Consider the following 16,993-nt stretch of genomic DNA (forward strand, 5'->3'; position numbering starts at 1 on the left):
GATACTATCAAAAATACTAACGCTTACTATTATTCAATCAATAAACAGAAACCAAAATAGAAATATTAACAACTTAAAAATTAATATTACCTAAATGCACTACGGGTTAAGAATTGGAATTTTGCACAAAAATATTCCAGAAAAATTATGTTTTATTTTGGAGTAATTTTTTTATTAATTGCTTTATCAGGACTTTTATTTGAAATAAATTACATCTTTGCTTCTATTATTTCACTAGGTTGTATGACTACCTTTTGTTTTTTAACATTCGTTTTGACAGAAAAAAAATTAAAAAAAATGAATAGATTTAATTCTTAAAATTATAACCATTATATTTGCCAATAGTATGGAAAATTTTGTTGTTTCAGCCAGAAAATATCGCCCGTTAAATTTTGAAGATGTAGTTGGACAAGCGTCTATTACAAATACTTTGGAGCAAGCGATAAAGTCAAATCAATTGCCACAAGCTCTTTTATTTTGTGGACCAAGAGGTGTTGGGAAAACAACATGTGCTCGAATTTTAGCGCGTAAAATCAACGAAGAAAATGGAGTAGAAGGCGATCAAGATTTTGCTTTCAATATTTTTGAGTTAGATGCGGCGTCTAATAATTCGGTTGATGATATCAGAAATTTAATCGATCAAGTGCGTATTGTTCCTCAAATTGGGAAATATCGTGTCTACATCATTGATGAGGTTCATATGTTGTCAACAGCTGCTTTCAATGCGTTTCTGAAAACGTTAGAAGAGCCACCAGCGCATGCTATTTTTATTTTGGCAACTACAGAAAAACATAAAATTATTCCTACGATTCTTTCTCGTTGTCAGATTTATGATTTCAAACGAATTGGAGTTGAAGATATCAAAGGACATTTGAAAAATGTTGCTGAAAAAGAACAGGTAACTTTTGAAGATGATGCATTGCATTTGATTGCTCAAAAAGCAGATGGTGCGTTACGCGATTCATTGTCAATCTTTGATAGAATGTCAACTTTTACCAATAAAAATTTGACCTATTCTTCAGTTGCAGAAAACTTGAATGTATTAGATTACGATTACTATTTCAAGATGACAGACGCGTGTTTGGAAAATGATATTCCGCAAGCGATGTTGCAATTGAATGATATTTTGAACAAAGGTTTTGATGCACATTTATTTATTTGTGGTTTGGGCGCTCATTTCCGAGATTTATTGATGGCGAAAACAGCTAATACAGTAAGTTTATTGGAAGTAGGAGAGCGTATAAAAGCAAAATATTTGGAGCATGCGCAAAAATGTTCAGCAACGTTTTTATTTGGAGCAATTGAAATTTGTAATGAGGCAGATTTAAACTACAAATCGAGTAAAAATCCACGTTTAACAGTTGAAATTGCATTGATGCAATTGGCTTCGTTAACGGCAGAAGAAAACGGGCTTAAAAAAAAAAGTATAGGATAGTTCCGCCAACGTTTTATTTTTCTGAACAACAAACTTCTAAAATTGAAGTTCCTCAAATTCAGCAAAATAATTCTATTCCACATAATGGACAAACTCTACAGCAGGTAAATACACAACATACTAAAACTTCGATTTCAGAAGAAGTCAAAGAATATACGCGTGCTTCAAAACCAATTAGAACAAATGGTAATTCGTCGTTTAGTCTTAAGATGGCTTTGCCTGGGGCAAAAGTTGAAGAACATCAAGAAGAGATTTTACGAAATGATTTACCTCGAGAAAAGTTTACATTGGATCAAGTAAAAGAAGGCTGGAAAAGATTTTTGGATCGATTAAAAATCGAACATAATATTCCATCTTATAACGCTTTGATGACAACTGAACTTGGTTTGGAAGGTGATGAAATTATTTTCGAGTTTACTTCTCATTCATCAGAACAAGAGTTTGAGGAATATCGCGATCGAATCAGAAATAGTTTGAGAGCATTCCTTAAGAATCACTATTTTAGTATTCAAATTAAGTTTTCTGAGAAGGAAGCAACGAATCATATCTTATCAAACAAAGAAAAATTTGAGAAATTATCAGATAAAAACCCGATTTTGTTAAAATTAAAAGAAGAATTTGGTTTAGATTTGTATGATTAATGAAAGTTTCTTATTAAACTTGCAATAAATTTTTATAAATAATGAAAAAAGTTCTTTTAGGGATTTTTGTTGTTGCGTCGTTAGTGTCTTGTAACAAAGGAAAATCTGTAGACAAATTAGAAAGCGAAGATCAAAAAGCTTCTTATGCTTTCGGAACTGGTCTTGGTGAGCAAATCAAAGGTCTTGGAGGACGTTTAGTTGAAACTGATAGTATCAACTACGATCAATTAGAAAAAGGGATCCGCGATTACTTAAAAGCAGGTAAAGAAGGTAGAGAATCTTACGCGATTGGTCAACAAGTTGGTCAGCAAATTGAGACGGTTATTAACCAACAACAATTAGATCAAATGGACAAGGATATCATTGTTCAAGGGATTATGGATGTTGTACGTCACAAAAAATTGTTGATTACACAAGAAGCGGGAATGGGAATTTTAGATACGTATGCAAAAAATCACCAACAAAACTTGGTGAAGAAAAATGCAGACGAGTCTAAAAAATTAGTAGACGAGAAGAAAAAAACTTCTGGTGCTAAAACAACTGCTTCTGGATTAGTTTATGTTGTAGAAAAAGAAGGAACAGGTGCTAAACCAAACATCAATAGTATTGTTAAAGTAAAATATACTGGTAAAATTTTAGCTACTGGTAAGACTTTTGACAGTACAGATAAAAACCCTGAAGCTAAAGGAGGTGTAGAATTTCCTTTGAATCAAGTTATTCCAGGATGGTCAGAAGGTTTACAATTAATGTCTAAAGGATCTAAATACAAATTCTATATTCCTGCTAACTTAGGTTACGGTGAAATGGGAGCTCCTGGAGGACAAATTGGACCAAACCAAGCATTAGAGTTCGAAGTAGAATTAGTAGACTTTAAAGAAGGTCAACCAGCTCCACAAGGACAACCAGGTGCGCAAGGAGGACAAGGTTTATCTGATGAGCAAATCAAAGAATTACAAAAACAATTCGAAGCTCAATCACAACAAGGTAAATAATCATCGATTAGATATAACAAAAAAATCCACTCAATTGAGTGGATTTTTTTATGGATTAATTTTTAAATTATTTCAAATATTTAAAAATTTGATTTGCTTCTACAGAACCTTTTTTGATTGTAACAAGATTTTGATCCTTGTCGAATAAATAAAATGTAGGAATAGAAGTTGGTTGAAATGTTGGACCAAATTCGTAATTAGAATCATATAATAATTCTACATTTTTATTGTTTACAAAATTAGTTGCATGCTTTTTTAGGAAAGGGATAGCGTCTTTTGCTTCGTATTCAGAAACTAAAATAATCTGAGTATTTTTTAAATGTTCTTCGTAATTATTGCTAAAATGATTCAAGGCTAATTGGCAGTGAATACATGTTGGCGAATATAAAACGATTAACGTTTGTTTTCCTTTTTTGATATCTTTTGAACTGAAAATTCCTTCGGATTGCATTTTTACGAAAGAAAATTCTGGAATAGATTTTAGCGTATTTTCTGTTTGTGCAAATGTAAAAATCGAACAAAAGAATATCAATAAAGCAGTAATTTTTGTTTTCATGTTTTAAGAAAAATTTTGACGGAAGTTAGTCAATTCTATCCAAAGTAAAAACGACAGTTTATAAAACTGTCGTTTTCCTATTAAATAAATGCTAAAAATATGTTTAACTCTGAGAAAATTAGAATTTAAATACTACTTGTCCTGCCATGTTAAATGGATCGATTTGGTTGATGTAACCTCCTCTGTAGTATGAGTTGTATCCGATTTCGTCTGTAATATTATTGAAGAATAAACGGAAATCGAATTTGCGTGTAGAATATCCAATTTGCGCATTAAGCGTTGTATATTCTGGCATTAAGAAAGGAGCTTGTCCATTCATTACATTTCCATGTGCATCTTTTGTTGTGCTTCTATCATTAACAGGTCGTGATCCAACATAATAAAGACCACTTGAAATAGATAATCCATCAATAAAAGTGTTTGTTTTCTGGAATTTATATTGTACCCATGCATTAGCTGTATTACGAGGAGCATTCATTGGACGAGAACCATCTACATAAGAAGGAGAACCTTGGTATTGTGTGTCTAAATAAGAGTAACCAAGCATTACTTGAACATTAGGTAAAGGACGCCCTGTTACTTCTAATTCTATTCCTTTACGTTTTAAATCTCCTGCTAGTTGATATAACCCAGTTCGTGTATTTCCATTCACAATTTCATACGCTAAGTTCTCGTTAACCATATCGAAGTATGTAACATTTGCTCTAAGTCTGTCATTAAACCAATCTGTTTTAATACCAGTTTCAAATTGTTTTGTACGAGAAGTTCCAACTGTTCCTCCACCCTGTAAAGGATTTGAAGCAGAACGTAAAGATGACGTTGTTGTATATGATCCAAATAAATTAATATTTTTAATAGGAGAAACCATTAATCCAATCATAGGATCTAAAATGTCTTTTGAATTTACACCAGAATATGACCATCTCAAAGCTCCAACAACTTTTACGTAATCTGTAATATTAAGATGATGTTGAGTCATAAATCCGTAGTAATAACCATTATCAAGAGGACTTGATGTATTGATTGTTAATTGAGAAAAATCAAAATTATTAGGTAATTTATTATTGATATTTTGTAGTACATTAATAGGGTCTTCTACCACAGGAATAGTAGATGTCATAATAGGGTTACCATCTTTATCTTTTTTTCCTGAATCGATTTGTGCACTACGAGAATCTACACGATAGGTTGTATAATCATAACCAGCTTGCCAACTCCATTTCAGAATTCCAGCTTGAAAATCTTTTCCCATTACATCAATTTGAATTGTTGTATTTCTATCATTTCTAGTAGAATGTCCTAATGATCTAGTTCTTAAAGAGTAATCGGCTACATTTCCTGCCTTGTCTTTTATTGTAGCTAATGAAGTGCTCTGTTGATCTCTATCATTAATAGAACCATAATATGCAGCACGTACACTAATCTTATCAGTTAATTGACGTGTAGCACGTAATGAGTATGTTGTTGCTTCACTTTTATCAAAGTCAGTATCAAAACCTAAGAAGCGATGTCCCATATTAGCTAATGCTTGCGTGAAGTCATTATTTAAATTTACTGTACCTGCATCAGGAACGCCTTCAAAATTTAAATAATCCATTTCTGCAATTACTTCTGTTTTATCATCAGGTCTCCAAGCAAGAGAAGGTTGTATATAGAATCTTTTATTGTTTACAACATCTCTATAACTATCACCTTGTTGATATGCACCATTTAGACGAAATGCAAAGCTTTTAGCGTTATCAACTACGCGTTGAACATCAAAAGTTGTACGAACTTGATTCCAAGACCCTACACGTAAACCTATATTTCCAGCATTTATAAAACGAGGCGTTTTTGTAGCTAAATTAATTACTCCACCAGCAGAACCTAGACTGTTTCCAACTCCTTGAGTAATTGCAGCAGATCCTTTGATTACCTGTATAGACTCTATTCCCTGCATATCAGCTATTGCACCAGCAGTTCTAAAATCTGAATCTTGTCTAACTCCATTTCTTAAGACTGGTGTTCCTCTATATCCACGAATTGACATAGACTCTCTATTTCCTCCGTAAGAACCGAATAAGGTAACACCAGGAACATTACGAGCTGCGTCTGTAATGGTTAGAGCTCCTTGCTCTTCAATTAGTTTTTCTGAAATTGTAGATATAGTTTGTATTTGTTGATTTGGCGAAACAGGAAAACGGGTAATAGCTTCTAACCCTCTTTGTTTTTTATTTCGGTCCCCAAAAATCTCAACTTCTTGTAAATTATTGATAGAATCTTTCTTCTCCTTAGTCGTTTCTTGTGCGAATGCAGTAGAAAAACTTAGTATAGTAAGTGTAGCTAGTAAAAGTTTATTCCTTTTCATATGTTATATATATTTATTCTAAATAAAATTAATGTTGCAAATTTAATTAGACTTAGTATAAATAAAAAAAAGAAATCGACTGATAGATATCACCTATCAGTCGATTTTGTTAAATATTTTAAGAAAATGGATATTTACTCGAAAAAAGAGAAGTGTACGTTTCCGTATTTTTTGTGCTGTACAAAGTTTGGATGCTCTTCAAAAGAAATGCTTGAAGGATGTTCTAAAACAAAATTTCCACCTTCTTCTAACCATTGATTATCGATAACCAAATTTGGGATTTTTTTGTAAGTTTCTACATCCAAATCGTAAGGAGGATCAGCAAAAATAATATCAAATTTTTTGATTGGTTGCTTATCCAAATATTTAATGACATCACTTTTTACAGTAGAAATAACATCATCTAATTTTAATTGTTTCGCTATTTCGTCCAAAAATTTTACACAACCGTAGAAATTATCAACCGAAGTTACTTTTTTTGCTCCACGTGAAGCAAATTCTAATGAAATACTTCCAATTCCAGAGAATAAATCTAAAACGGTAATTTCGTCGAAATACCATTCGTTGTTTAAGATATTAAATAAAGCTTCTTTCGCGAAGTCTGTTGTTGGGCGCACCGGCAAGTTGGTTGGTGCTGTGATTCTTTTTCCTTTTAATGTTCCTGAAATGATTCGCATTCGAATAATTTATATAATGTAAAATATTGCCCAAGTTGTTTGTCTGCTTCGTTAAACGAAATATGACGCACATATTTTTGTAAAGTTTCATAATAATCTGGCGAATTCATGATGTCACCAAAAGCATATAACGAAACGGTATTTGGACTAATATTTAATTGATTTAATGTATACAAAATGTAAAACAAAAAGTCTTCTTTCGTTTTTGTTTCAAATAGATTATAAAAAATAAATTCTCCATTGTTTAACACACAAACTTCTAATTTTTGATGCATTAAATTGATATAAATTTCATCGTTCTTGGTATTAATCATTCCATAATCAACCAAGAATTTGCCCGAATGATACAAACGCGCATTTTGCAAATTCGGTAACGAAAGCAAAATATCTTTTAATGGATAATGAATATTGTAGATAATTGAGGCATCTACATTTTCCAAAGGACAATCGATCGCTAATTTTATAGGACTATAGTTAGAAAGTGATAACAATTCCTCAAAAGGTTTGTGCGCAAAGTGATTTGGAACAACATTTACAGTTGTCGACAAAAAACAAATATGCACATAATCATATTCTTGTAGCAAAGTCAAATTAGAACGCAATTCATGTTCAATCTCAATTTCCGTTTTGTTAAGATTTGTAAAATCTACCGAATAGTCATACACATCCGAGTACGAAGTCGTTTCTCCGTCGGTTGTTTTGGTAATATAACTAAGCATATCGTGAGATAGTAAAATCGCTAACGAATGTTGAGTTGTTTTTGACATAAATTTTTCTTTATCCTTGAATTTTTAACTCGTTGATTAAGATATATATTAATCCTAATGAAATCAAAAATAACAAAATTTTGAAAGCAATCTTCATACAGAAAATTTATTTTAGCAAAGATACTATAATTATTTTGTTGATTAAAGAAGCATTTCAGCCGAATCTATTTTAAATTTACAGAAATTTGAAATTAAAAATTGTGAAAAAAATAGCCGTAATTCCAGCTCGTTATGCAGCAACACGTTTTCCAGGTAAATTGATGCAACAATTGGGCGATAAAACTGTGATAAGAATGACGTACGAAAATGTTGTCGCTACTAATTTGTTTGACGATGTTTTTGTGGTGACAGATTCTGATTTAATTTTTGATGAAATTGTTTCGCACAACGGAAAAGCAATCATGAGTATCAAAGAACACGAAACAGGAAGTGATAGAATTGCTGAAGCTATACAAGATATAGAATGTGATATTATTTTGAATGTGCAAGGAGATGAACCATTTGTGAACGAAAAAGCTTTGGCAGATATTTTATCCTCTTTTGATGGAGAATTGGGAAAAACTGTAGATGTGGCGACATTAAAAGAATCAATTAGAAAAGAAGAAGATATTAACAATCCTAATTTTGTAAAAGTGGTCACTGATATTAACGATTTTGCACTTTATTTTTCGCGTTCAGCAATTCCATTTGCACGTGAAACTAATTTTACACCAAATTATTTTCGTCATTTAGGGATTTATGCGTTTAGAAAAGAAGCTTTGTTGAAGTTTTCAACACTTGAAATGCGTCAAAATGAGCGTGCAGAAAAATTAGAACAATTACGTTATTTGGAATATGGAATGAAGATTAAAGTGATTGAAACCGAATCGATAGGAGTAGGAATTGATACACCAGAAGATTTAGAGCGTGCAAAAAAGTACTTATCCACTATTGTTAAAAAATAATCTTTAAACTTTTTATGATTTATATTTGCCCTAAAATTAGCTATACTTGACATGGAAATGAACCAATTAAGTTAATTAATACTTAAAAAAATATTTCGGTATGAATGTTGTTGTAAAATGGAGTAAATAAGTAAAATAGTGATTATGAGTGATTCATGGAAAGAATACGAAGCAGAAGGATTAATTGAAAAAAGATCCTTTTTAGTTTCAAAAGATGGTCTTGTAAAAAAATTATACACAGGACAAGATAAATACAAAATCTTAGAAGGAGCGATTAACAACGGTTATCGTGCGATTTGGGTAACAAAAGCAGACGGAAAACGTACGGCTAAATATGTACATAAAATGGTTGCCGAAACGTTTTTACCAAATAAAGACAATAAAGAATATGTAGTGCATTTGGATCATAACAAATTAAACAACGCAATGGATAATTTAAAGTGGGCTACTTTAGACGAATGGAAAGAACACAACAAGGATTTATTTAGAATGATGAAAGGACGTTCTCGTTTAGACAGTATTCCAAATAGTAAGTTGACAGAAGCACAAGTTATTCGTCTAAAAAAGAAATTAATTGATCCAAATAGAAAAACAAAAATTTCTACACTAGCAAAACAATTTAATATTTCTCAAGGTCAGGTTTACCGTATTTTAAGAGGTGAAAATTGGGCTCATATAGAAGTTAAAAAAGACTAAAAGACAATATTTCTTTACAGAACTTTAAATTAGTTTTTATATCTTGTTCGACAGATTGTTAAAAATTAAAAAAGTTCTTATGTCGAAATTGACGTTTAGCACGCTTATGATTTCATTATTTTCTGTGACTACATTTGCACAAAATGCAGATAAAATAATAGAAACTCATATTAAAAAAACAGGAGGAGAAGCAGCTTGGAATAATTTGAACAGTATTATCCTAAAAGGAGAAGCCATTATAAATGTTGGAGATTCTTATCCAATGATTGTTTATCATCAACGCCCTTACAACAAAAAAGTAGTGTTTGTGATGAATGGAAAAGAAATCTTGAACGAAGGATATGATGGTAGAATGGGATGGACATACAGCGAAGTTGCTAAGAAAAATGTAGCTGTAAAAGATTATAAACCAGACTCTTTTGATTCGGATATTTTGAAATATAAACAAAAAGGATTTAAAGTAAAATACTTAGGTGTAGATAAATACGATCAAAATAATAGCTGTTACAAAATAGAATTAACAAAAAATACAAATTCTACAATATACTGTTTTGATAAAAATTCGTACGAAATTGTAATGGAAAAAAATAAAGACGAAACACTTTATTACTCTAATTTCAAGACGTATAACGGATTATCTTTCGCCACAAAAGTGGTAGGAAAACCAGTTGATGGAGGAGAATATGTGATAAAATTTAATGACATAAAAATCAACCCAGCAATAGATAAGAAAAATTTTAAATTCTAAATATATAAAAAGTGGTTCATCAAGAATCACTTTTTTATTTCTTTTGATTTATACTGCTTAGGTAGTATAAGTTTTTTACTTTTGTACTCTGAATGAAGAAATTAAAATATGGCTTTAGACTCTATATTTGATCAAAATAAAAAATACGAGAAGAGCTTTTTTCTAAGATTATTAGAGAAAGCAAGAAAAGATTATCCAGATTCAATTTCTTTTATAGATGATCTAATTTCTAAACTTCAAAATAACCCTACATATCGATTAATTTTTCGCGAAGAACTTCAAAATACATTCGGGAAAATCAATTTCGTTAGCTATTTAGTAGATAGTGGAATTCATCTGGAAGATAATTTATTATCCATTTTTAGAAAGAAAATAATGGATTCTCTTTTACCGGATATTGAAGATAATAATGAATTAACTTCTGTGGTAAATGAGATTTTTTATAATTCGAAAAACTTATCAGCAATCCGAATTATTCCAAGAGATCGTTGGCGAAAATTTTTCGAAGTATTGTATCAAGATATCGAACCAGATAATTTTAAAGGAAACGTTAATAATATTCAAAATCAGCTTTTACAAGCAATTTCTATTTTGACGGTTCGTATTACTGGTGGGTTTTCGGACAAAGAAATGATGCGTTATAGTAACGAGGTTAATTATCTTGATAATCCATTCTCTAAACTTTCGATGCAGATTAGTAACATTATCGAAAATCCACAAGCGGGCTTTGATATGTTAGAAATTAAAGAAAGTATTTCGAAATGTAAACATTTGTTAAACGATATTTTAACACAAAAAGATTACAAAGGAATTTCATTGAAAGTTGCATCAAAAATCAATCGTTTGCAACAACAATTAGTTCGTTTGCAAACAATTTTAAATAGTTATAATGAACTAAGATTACACGGAATAATTTCTTTCTATAGTCTTGCAACAAAGAAATGGGTTGAATTTTATGCACCAAAGAATTTTATGAGTAATCAGTTAGGTTCTACGGTTTATTTAATCACTTTCTTAGTGACTTATCATAATGGTAAAACGGGCGAAAAATATATTACCCAGACAGCCAAAGAGTATAATAAGATGTTTTGGACAGCTTGTGGAGGTGGCTTTATTGTTTCTTTTTTGTGTTTTATCAAAACCGGAATTGGAAATATACATGATACATCGCCATTGTTTAAAGCTTTTTTCTTTAGTATTAATTACGCTGTTGGTTTCTGTACGATTTATTTGACACATATGACGCTTGCTACAAAACAGCCTTCTATGACAGCGGCTCGTTTAGCTCGTTCGCTTGTGCCAACTTCTGGTTCTGAACTGAATGTGAAAGATTTTACAACTTTATTTGCGCAATTAGTAAGAAGCCAAATGATTGCTTTTTTAGGAAATGTTGTTGCGGGTTTTGTGGTTTCATTAGGAATATTTTATTTACTCAACGAAATCTTAGGATTAGAAGTTTTAAAATATTCTAAAGCTTATCATTATTGGGAAGAAGTGGTGACAATGGATTGGCATATTTTTTACTTCGGAGCAATTGCTGGAGTCTTCTTATTCCTTTCAGGATTAATTTCGGGAATTACAATTAATAATCAACGTTTTCATAATATTCCAGAACGTATTTATAATCATCCAATTTTGAAGAAATCATTTTCAGAACGTAGAAGAAGAAGAATTTCGAATTGGTTTGAGAAAAATATGGGAGGAGTTGTCGGTAATGTTGCATTCGGTTTTATGATGGGATGTGCCTTTTTGATTGGGGATTTTACAGGTCAACCTTTCGATATTCGACATATTACTTTCGTTTCAGGAAACTTCGCGATTGGTATTGGTGGAATGGGCTATCATTTTGATATTGGACCAATGATTATAGGTTTTATTGCAATTTTCATGGTTGGTTGGAGCAACTTCTTAGTTAGTTTTATCTTATCATTATTAATGGCAATGCGATCTAATAATATTCCTTTTTATAAGATTTTTACGATGATTTCACATACATTAAAAGCATTTTTCCGAAATCCATTACCATTTTTTATTCCGCCTTTATGGACAAAAAACAAAGAAGAAGCTTAGTTAGAAATGGAAACAAACTTTGAAAAACAATTACGTTACGATAAAGCTTATCTTAAAATGGCTTTTGAATGGGCGAATCTATCCTATTGTGAACGCAAAAAAGTTGGTGCAATTATTGTTAAAAATCGAATGATTATTTCTGATGGTTACAATGGTACGCCAAGTGGTTTTGAGAACAAATGCGAGGACGAAGCAGGGAATACAAAATGGCATGTTTTGCACGCCGAAGCCAATGCAATTCTAAAATGTGCAACGTCTACACAATCTGCAGAAGGAGCGACATTGTATATTACACTTTCGCCTTGTACAGATTGTAGCAAACTTATTCTGCAAGCAGGTATAAAGCGCATCGTTTACATTCAACAATACAAAGATCTTTCTGGGTTAGAGTTTTTAGAAAAATCAGGAATTACAATTCGACAAATTACAGAAGAAGAATTATACAGTTAGCATTTTAATGAGAAGTTTTTTCAAGGTTATTAATATCGTATTAGTTGTGATGATTATTTTCTTAATCGGTTTTATGGTTGGGAAAAAATACGACTTTGCGTTCGATGAAAACAAGGATATTGTAGGTTTGCAATATTCGGATAACGAACAAAAAATTCGTCGATTAGTTTCTTTGATTGACAATGAATATGTGAACGATGTTAATTCGGATAGTTTGGTTGATGATGCGATTCATTATATGGTTGCCAAGCTAGATCCACATAGTACATATATCGACAAAGCTTCTGTACAAAAGGCAGAAGAACAATTGAAAGGTGAATTTGTTGGAATTGGTATTCAATTTCGTATAATGAATGACACCATTGTTGTTGAACGTACATTACTTGGAACGAAAAATTATGGTAAACTAGAGTTTGGAGATCAATTAGTTGCTGCAGATAATCAATCTTTGGTTGCAAAAGATAATAAAACAATAGAAGGTTTATTGAAAGGTAAGAAAGGATCGGAAGTTAAACTATCTGTTATTCGCGATCGAAAACCAGTTTCTGTTACGCTAAATCGTACTATTGTTCCAATTCCTACGGTTACTGGAAAACATATGTTAACGAAAGATATTGGTTATCTTAAATTGACTCGTTTTTCTGAAAATTCTGCAAATGAAGTTCACGAAGGTTTACAAAATTTATTGGATCAAGGCATGAAAACTTTGGTGTTCGATTTACGCGGAAATCCTGGAGGAATCATGCATATTGCAGAAGAAATTGCAGATGAATTTTTGACGAAAAACGAATTGATAGTTTACACACAAGACAAACAAAAACGTAAAAAATATATTTACGCTACAAATAGAGGTCTTTTCGAGCAAGGGAAAATTTATGTTTTAATGGACGAAAATTCTGCTTCCTCGAGTGAGATTGTTGCGGGAGCTTTGCAAGATTACGGACGTGGAATTATCGTTGGTCGTCGTTCGTTTGGTAAAGGTTTGGTGCAACGTGAAATTAATTTAGGCGATGATACTAAAGTTCGTTTAACGGTTGCAAACTATTACACACCTTCTGGACGATCTATTCAAAAACCTTTTGATAAAAAAACGGCAAAATACAGCGACGATTTATACAAACGTTTAAAATCGGGTGAATTATATAGTAAAGACTCAATTAAAATCAATAAAGACTTAGAGTTTACAGCGCCTTCAGGTAAAAAAGTCTACGGCGGTGGTGGAATTATTCCTGATGAATTTGTTGCATTAGATACAAATTCGGTTTCGAACTGGTTGTATTATAATCAAGATGCAAATTATTTTAATGACTTTTTATTCAAGAAAATTTATTCAATTCACGATTTTTTCATGTTTCATAACGAAGCAATTTATTTGAAATATTTCAGTGCTGGAATGTATAGAAATGAGTTTTTAGGTGTTTTAGGAATTCCTTCAAATGAGTTTAACCCTGTCTTTTCAACAACTGTTGATAACTATATGAAAGCCACAATTGCTGGAACTTTATATGGTTCTCGTGCATTTTATCAAGTTTGGATGCCCGAAGATGAAATGATAAAGCGTATTTTTGAACTTGAAAAAATAACGAAGTAAATGCTGTGGAAAGATGCTTTGTATGACTATCAAATGTATCTGAAATTAGAAAAAAGAGTTTCTGCCAATACAATTGAAGGTTATCTACGCGATATTCAAAAATTAATTAATTATTCTGATAAACAACCTTTAGATTATTCACAAGATGATTTAAGGGATTTTGTACACGATTTTGCATCGAGTGAATATAGCGTGCGTTCGCAAGCGCGTGTTATTTCTGGCTTGAAAAGCTTTTTTGGGTACTTACAACTCGAAGATTTTAGAGAAGATAATCCAACTTCTTTGCTCGAAACTCCAAAAATTGGGATGAAACTTCCTGATGTACTTTCTGAAAAAGAAATTGATAAAATGATTGAAGTAATTGATTTATCAAAACCAGAAGGACAGCGCAATCGTGCGATTATAGAAGTCCTTTATGGTTGTGGTTTGCGTGTTTCGGAATTGATAAATCTCAAAATTTCTGATCTTTTTTTTGATGATGGTTTTATTCGTGTTATTGGGAAAGGAAACAAACAAAGACTTGTTCCGATTAGCGATTATACGATAAAATATATTAACTTGTACAAAGAAAGTATTCGTATTCATCTTCCTATACAAGTTGGATTTGAAGATTTTTTGTTCTTAAATAGACGAGGTAAAAACCTTACACGAGTAATGATTTTTACAATCGTGAAAGAATTATCGATAATTGCTGGAGTTAAAAAAACAATTAGTCCGCATACATTTCGTCATTCTTTTGCGACTCATTTATTGAAAAATGGAGCAGATCTTCGTGCAATTCAGTTAATGTTGGGACACGAAAGTATTACGACGACTGAAATTTATACGCATGTTGATCAAGAATTTATTCGAGATGCGATTATCAAATTTCACCCGAGAAATAAATAGTTTAATCATCCTGAATCTGTTTCAGATTTTACATTAAAATAGAAAAGAAATGATAAAATCATTCAAGTTTTGCCCCAATTGTGGACATACGATCGATCTCTTTGACTTTAGAAAAATGACATGCAACAATTGCGATTTGGTCTATTATCAAAACGTAGCTGCTGCGGTGGCGGTTATTCTTAAAAAAGATGACAAAATCTTGTTTAATGTTCGTAATAAAGAACCAAAAAAGGGAATGTTAGATTTAGCTGGTGGATTTACAGATCCAGATGAGTCGGCAGAAAGAACGTGTCAACGAGAGATTGAAGAAGAATTAGGAATTAAAATTCCTTTAGAGAATTTCAAGTATTTTCTTTCGCAACCCAATACATACGAGTATAAAGAAGTTCCGTATAAAACGTGTGATTTAGCATTTATTGCTGATTTTCCTGACGAAGAAATTGTTCTTGAAAAAGATGAAATTGCAGAAGTAAAGTGGGTTTCTATCAACGAAATTAATTTAGATGAAATAGGTTTTGATTCGTTGAGAAAAGTGGTGGAAACGTACATTAAAAATCAATAAAAATGAATTCTGAACGATTGCTTCTTCGACAAATTGTTCAAGAAGATATTCATGATATTTTTAAAGGCTTATCGCATCCAGAAGTGATAAAATATTATGGTGTAAGTTATAAAACTTTAGAAGAAACTCAGGAGCAAATTGATTGGTATAGAGGATTAGAAGAAAACGAAACTGGAATTTATTGGGCGATTTGTTCTGTTGATAACTCTACTTTTTACGGAGTTGGAGGTTTGAACAATTTAGATAAAAAGAACAAAAAAGCTGAAATCGGTTTTTGGTTATTACCTGATTTTTGGAACAAAGGATTTATGAAAGAAGCATTTCCTCTTATTTGTAATTTTGCGTATAATTCGCTGAATTTGCATCGGATAGAAGGTTTTGTCGATTCGAGAAATATTACTTGTAAAAAAGCAATCGAAAAAATGGGCTTCATTTTTGAAGGTTCTATGAGGGATTGTGAAATAAAAGATAATCAATTTCTTAGTGTAGACATCTATTCGAAATTGAAAACTGATTAAGAAAATTTATTATGAAAAAAATACTTTTATTAAGTGCTATTTTCCTAACAATGGTTTCGTGTAGCACGCAGAATGTAGCGGTAGATTATGACCGAGATTTTGATTTTGAAACAAATAGAACGTATTCTTTTACGCAAACAGGAAATTTAGGATTGAATGATTTAGATTCTGCTAGATTATATTCTTCGATTGAAAAAGGAATGTTATACAGAGGTTTTCAGAAGTCGAATGATGCAAATTTAACGTTAGACGTGAAGCCAGAAGAATATGTTTCAAAACAACAAAATTCTAATGTTGGAATTGGAATGGGAACGGGTGGCTATGGTTTTGGAGGTGGTGTTTCGGTTGGAATTCCGATTATGTCTCAAAAATTAAATCAAAATTATACGATTTCAATGAAGGATGAAGGAAGATTAGTTTGGGAAGGAACCTTGAAAATTCAAATGCCCTTGAAAGCTTCGCCAGAAGTTCGTGCAGCAAATATTCAGAAAGGTGTAACGAAATTGCTACAAAAATTTCCACCTAAAAAGAAATAATAATTAAAAAATCCCTCGAAAACTAAAATTACGAGGGATTTATATTTTGTCCGATTTGGATATGCCGTTTCAACGGCAGAATGCGCCTTTCAGAGGTTTTTCAAACCTAAAATCATTTATCCAAAACGGAACTTACACAATATCAGTGACTTAACGCGTTTTAAAAAGGTGTATAATAATGATTATGTTAAATCAATTGAAATAGCTAATTTTATACAAATACAATAAATATTATGATTAGTAATTCAATTTTAAAAAGTGTTTATTATAATTATATTAAAATCGGATTAATTATTTTGTCTGCAATTATGATTTTTAAAGCTGGTAAAATATTAGGAGCTTTTATAAAACTTACTAAAGTTAAATTTTGAAAAAGAAATTAAACCTGATAGAGGTATTTTCCAATATACTTAATTTAAAATACAATATAAAAAGACTCTAATCAGAGCCCCTTGTATATTCAATAATAAAAATGATTTGAAGTCAAGCAATTTGATTTTATATTGATTAATCTTAGAAAAAAAAAGATTATATGATAAACAAAAAAAAAATAGTTAAGGATATTTTATACATGA

General features: G+C 31.3%; 17 protein-coding genes and 1 pseudogene. 14 read left to right on the forward strand and 4 right to left on the reverse strand.

Translation table 11 applies throughout. The annotated features are described in order from the left end of the window. The 4 genes and pseudogenes from B4E95_RS13180 to B4E95_RS08040 form a co-directional block, all read left to right on the forward strand. Positions 1-94, forward strand: a pseudogene (locus tag B4E95_RS13180) (IS982 family transposase); the annotation flags it as partial. Between the two features lie 252 nt (positions 95-346). After that, a complete protein-coding gene (dnaX, locus tag B4E95_RS08030; protein ID WP_115001827.1) occupies positions 347-1,435 on the forward strand; it encodes a DNA polymerase III subunit gamma/tau in 1,089 nt (362 codons plus the stop codon). 209 nt (positions 1,436-1,644) lie between these two features. Further along, positions 1,645-2,076, forward strand: coding sequence for a hypothetical protein (locus tag B4E95_RS08035; protein ID WP_115001825.1), 432 nt, complete (start codon positions 1,645-1,647; stop codon positions 2,074-2,076). 41 nt (positions 2,077-2,117) lie between these two features. After that, entirely contained in the window at positions 2,118-3,068 is a 951-nt protein-coding gene (locus B4E95_RS08040; protein WP_221854529.1) for an FKBP-type peptidyl-prolyl cis-trans isomerase, read from the forward strand. Between the two features lie 67 nt (positions 3,069-3,135). On the opposite strand, the gene B4E95_RS08045 is transcribed toward B4E95_RS08040, so the two are convergent. From B4E95_RS08045 to B4E95_RS08060, 4 genes are all read right to left on the reverse strand, one after another. Further along, on the reverse strand, positions 3,136-3,624 hold the full coding sequence (locus B4E95_RS08045) for a TlpA family protein disulfide reductase (RefSeq protein WP_291091056.1): 489 nt from the start codon (positions 3,622-3,624) through the stop codon (positions 3,136-3,138). 118 nt (positions 3,625-3,742) lie between these two features. Further along, positions 3,743-5,971, reverse strand: a complete 2,229-nt coding sequence (locus B4E95_RS08050) for a TonB-dependent siderophore receptor (protein WP_291091057.1) — start codon at positions 5,969-5,971, stop codon at positions 3,743-3,745. Positions 5,972-6,105: 134 nt separating this feature from the next. Then, positions 6,106-6,648: an RsmD family RNA methyltransferase gene (locus B4E95_RS08055; protein ID WP_291091058.1), complete on the reverse strand. Its 543-nt coding sequence runs from the start codon at positions 6,646-6,648 to the stop codon at positions 6,106-6,108. Continuing rightward, positions 6,624-7,415 carry a DUF3822 family protein gene (locus B4E95_RS08060; RefSeq protein WP_291091059.1) on the reverse strand — a complete coding sequence of 264 codons (792 nt, stop codon included), beginning with the start codon at positions 7,413-7,415 and terminating at the stop codon, positions 6,624-6,626. The genes B4E95_RS08055 and B4E95_RS08060 overlap by 25 nt, the downstream gene beginning before the upstream one ends. 200 nt (positions 7,416-7,615) lie before the next feature. Here B4E95_RS08060 and kdsB point away from each other — a divergent pair, with 200 nt between their 5' ends. From kdsB to B4E95_RS08110, 10 genes are all read left to right on the forward strand, one after another. After that, a complete protein-coding gene (gene kdsB / locus B4E95_RS08065) occupies positions 7,616-8,359 on the forward strand; it encodes a 3-deoxy-manno-octulosonate cytidylyltransferase (RefSeq protein WP_291091060.1) in 744 nt (247 codons plus the stop codon). A 144-nt stretch (positions 8,360-8,503) separates the two neighbouring features. Further along, positions 8,504-9,055 (forward strand): HNH endonuclease, encoded by a 552-nt coding sequence (locus tag B4E95_RS08070; RefSeq protein ID WP_038332702.1) that lies wholly within the window; start codon positions 8,504-8,506, stop codon positions 9,053-9,055. 79 nt (positions 9,056-9,134) lie between these two features. Continuing rightward, complete coding sequence (locus B4E95_RS08075; protein ID WP_291091061.1) at positions 9,135-9,803, forward strand: LolA family protein; 669 nt, start codon at positions 9,135-9,137, stop codon at positions 9,801-9,803. Between the two features lie 108 nt (positions 9,804-9,911). Then, positions 9,912-11,873 (forward strand): site-specific recombinase Gcr, encoded by a 1,962-nt coding sequence (locus B4E95_RS08080; RefSeq protein WP_280035452.1) that lies wholly within the window; start codon positions 9,912-9,914, stop codon positions 11,871-11,873. A gap of 6 nt (positions 11,874-11,879) precedes the next feature. Next, complete coding sequence (locus B4E95_RS08085; RefSeq protein WP_219034393.1) at positions 11,880-12,323, forward strand: deoxycytidylate deaminase; 444 nt, start codon at positions 11,880-11,882, stop codon at positions 12,321-12,323. Positions 12,324-12,330: 7 nt separating this feature from the next. Beyond that, positions 12,331-13,914 carry a S41 family peptidase gene (locus B4E95_RS08090; RefSeq protein ID WP_291091062.1) on the forward strand — a complete coding sequence of 528 codons (1,584 nt, stop codon included), beginning with the start codon at positions 12,331-12,333 and terminating at the stop codon, positions 13,912-13,914. Next, on the forward strand, positions 13,915-14,802 hold the full coding sequence (gene xerD, locus B4E95_RS08095) for a site-specific tyrosine recombinase XerD (protein WP_038332712.1): 888 nt from the start codon (positions 13,915-13,917) through the stop codon (positions 14,800-14,802). It begins immediately after the preceding gene. Positions 14,803-14,917: 115 nt separating this feature from the next. Next, positions 14,918-15,364 (forward strand): NUDIX hydrolase, encoded by a 447-nt coding sequence (locus B4E95_RS08100; RefSeq protein ID WP_291091063.1) that lies wholly within the window; start codon positions 14,918-14,920, stop codon positions 15,362-15,364. A gap of 2 nt (positions 15,365-15,366) precedes the next feature. Further along, a complete protein-coding gene (locus B4E95_RS08105; RefSeq protein WP_291091064.1) occupies positions 15,367-15,882 on the forward strand; it encodes a GNAT family N-acetyltransferase in 516 nt (171 codons plus the stop codon). 11 nt (positions 15,883-15,893) lie between these two features. Beyond that, positions 15,894-16,418: a DUF4136 domain-containing protein gene (locus B4E95_RS08110; protein ID WP_291091065.1), complete on the forward strand. Its 525-nt coding sequence runs from the start codon at positions 15,894-15,896 to the stop codon at positions 16,416-16,418. Positions 16,419-16,993: the final 575 nt, after the last annotated feature.

The sequence above is a fragment of the Empedobacter sp. UBA7494 genome (genome assembly GCF_002478465.1).
GTDB lineage: Bacteria > Bacteroidota > Bacteroidia > Flavobacteriales > Weeksellaceae > Empedobacter > Empedobacter falsenii_B.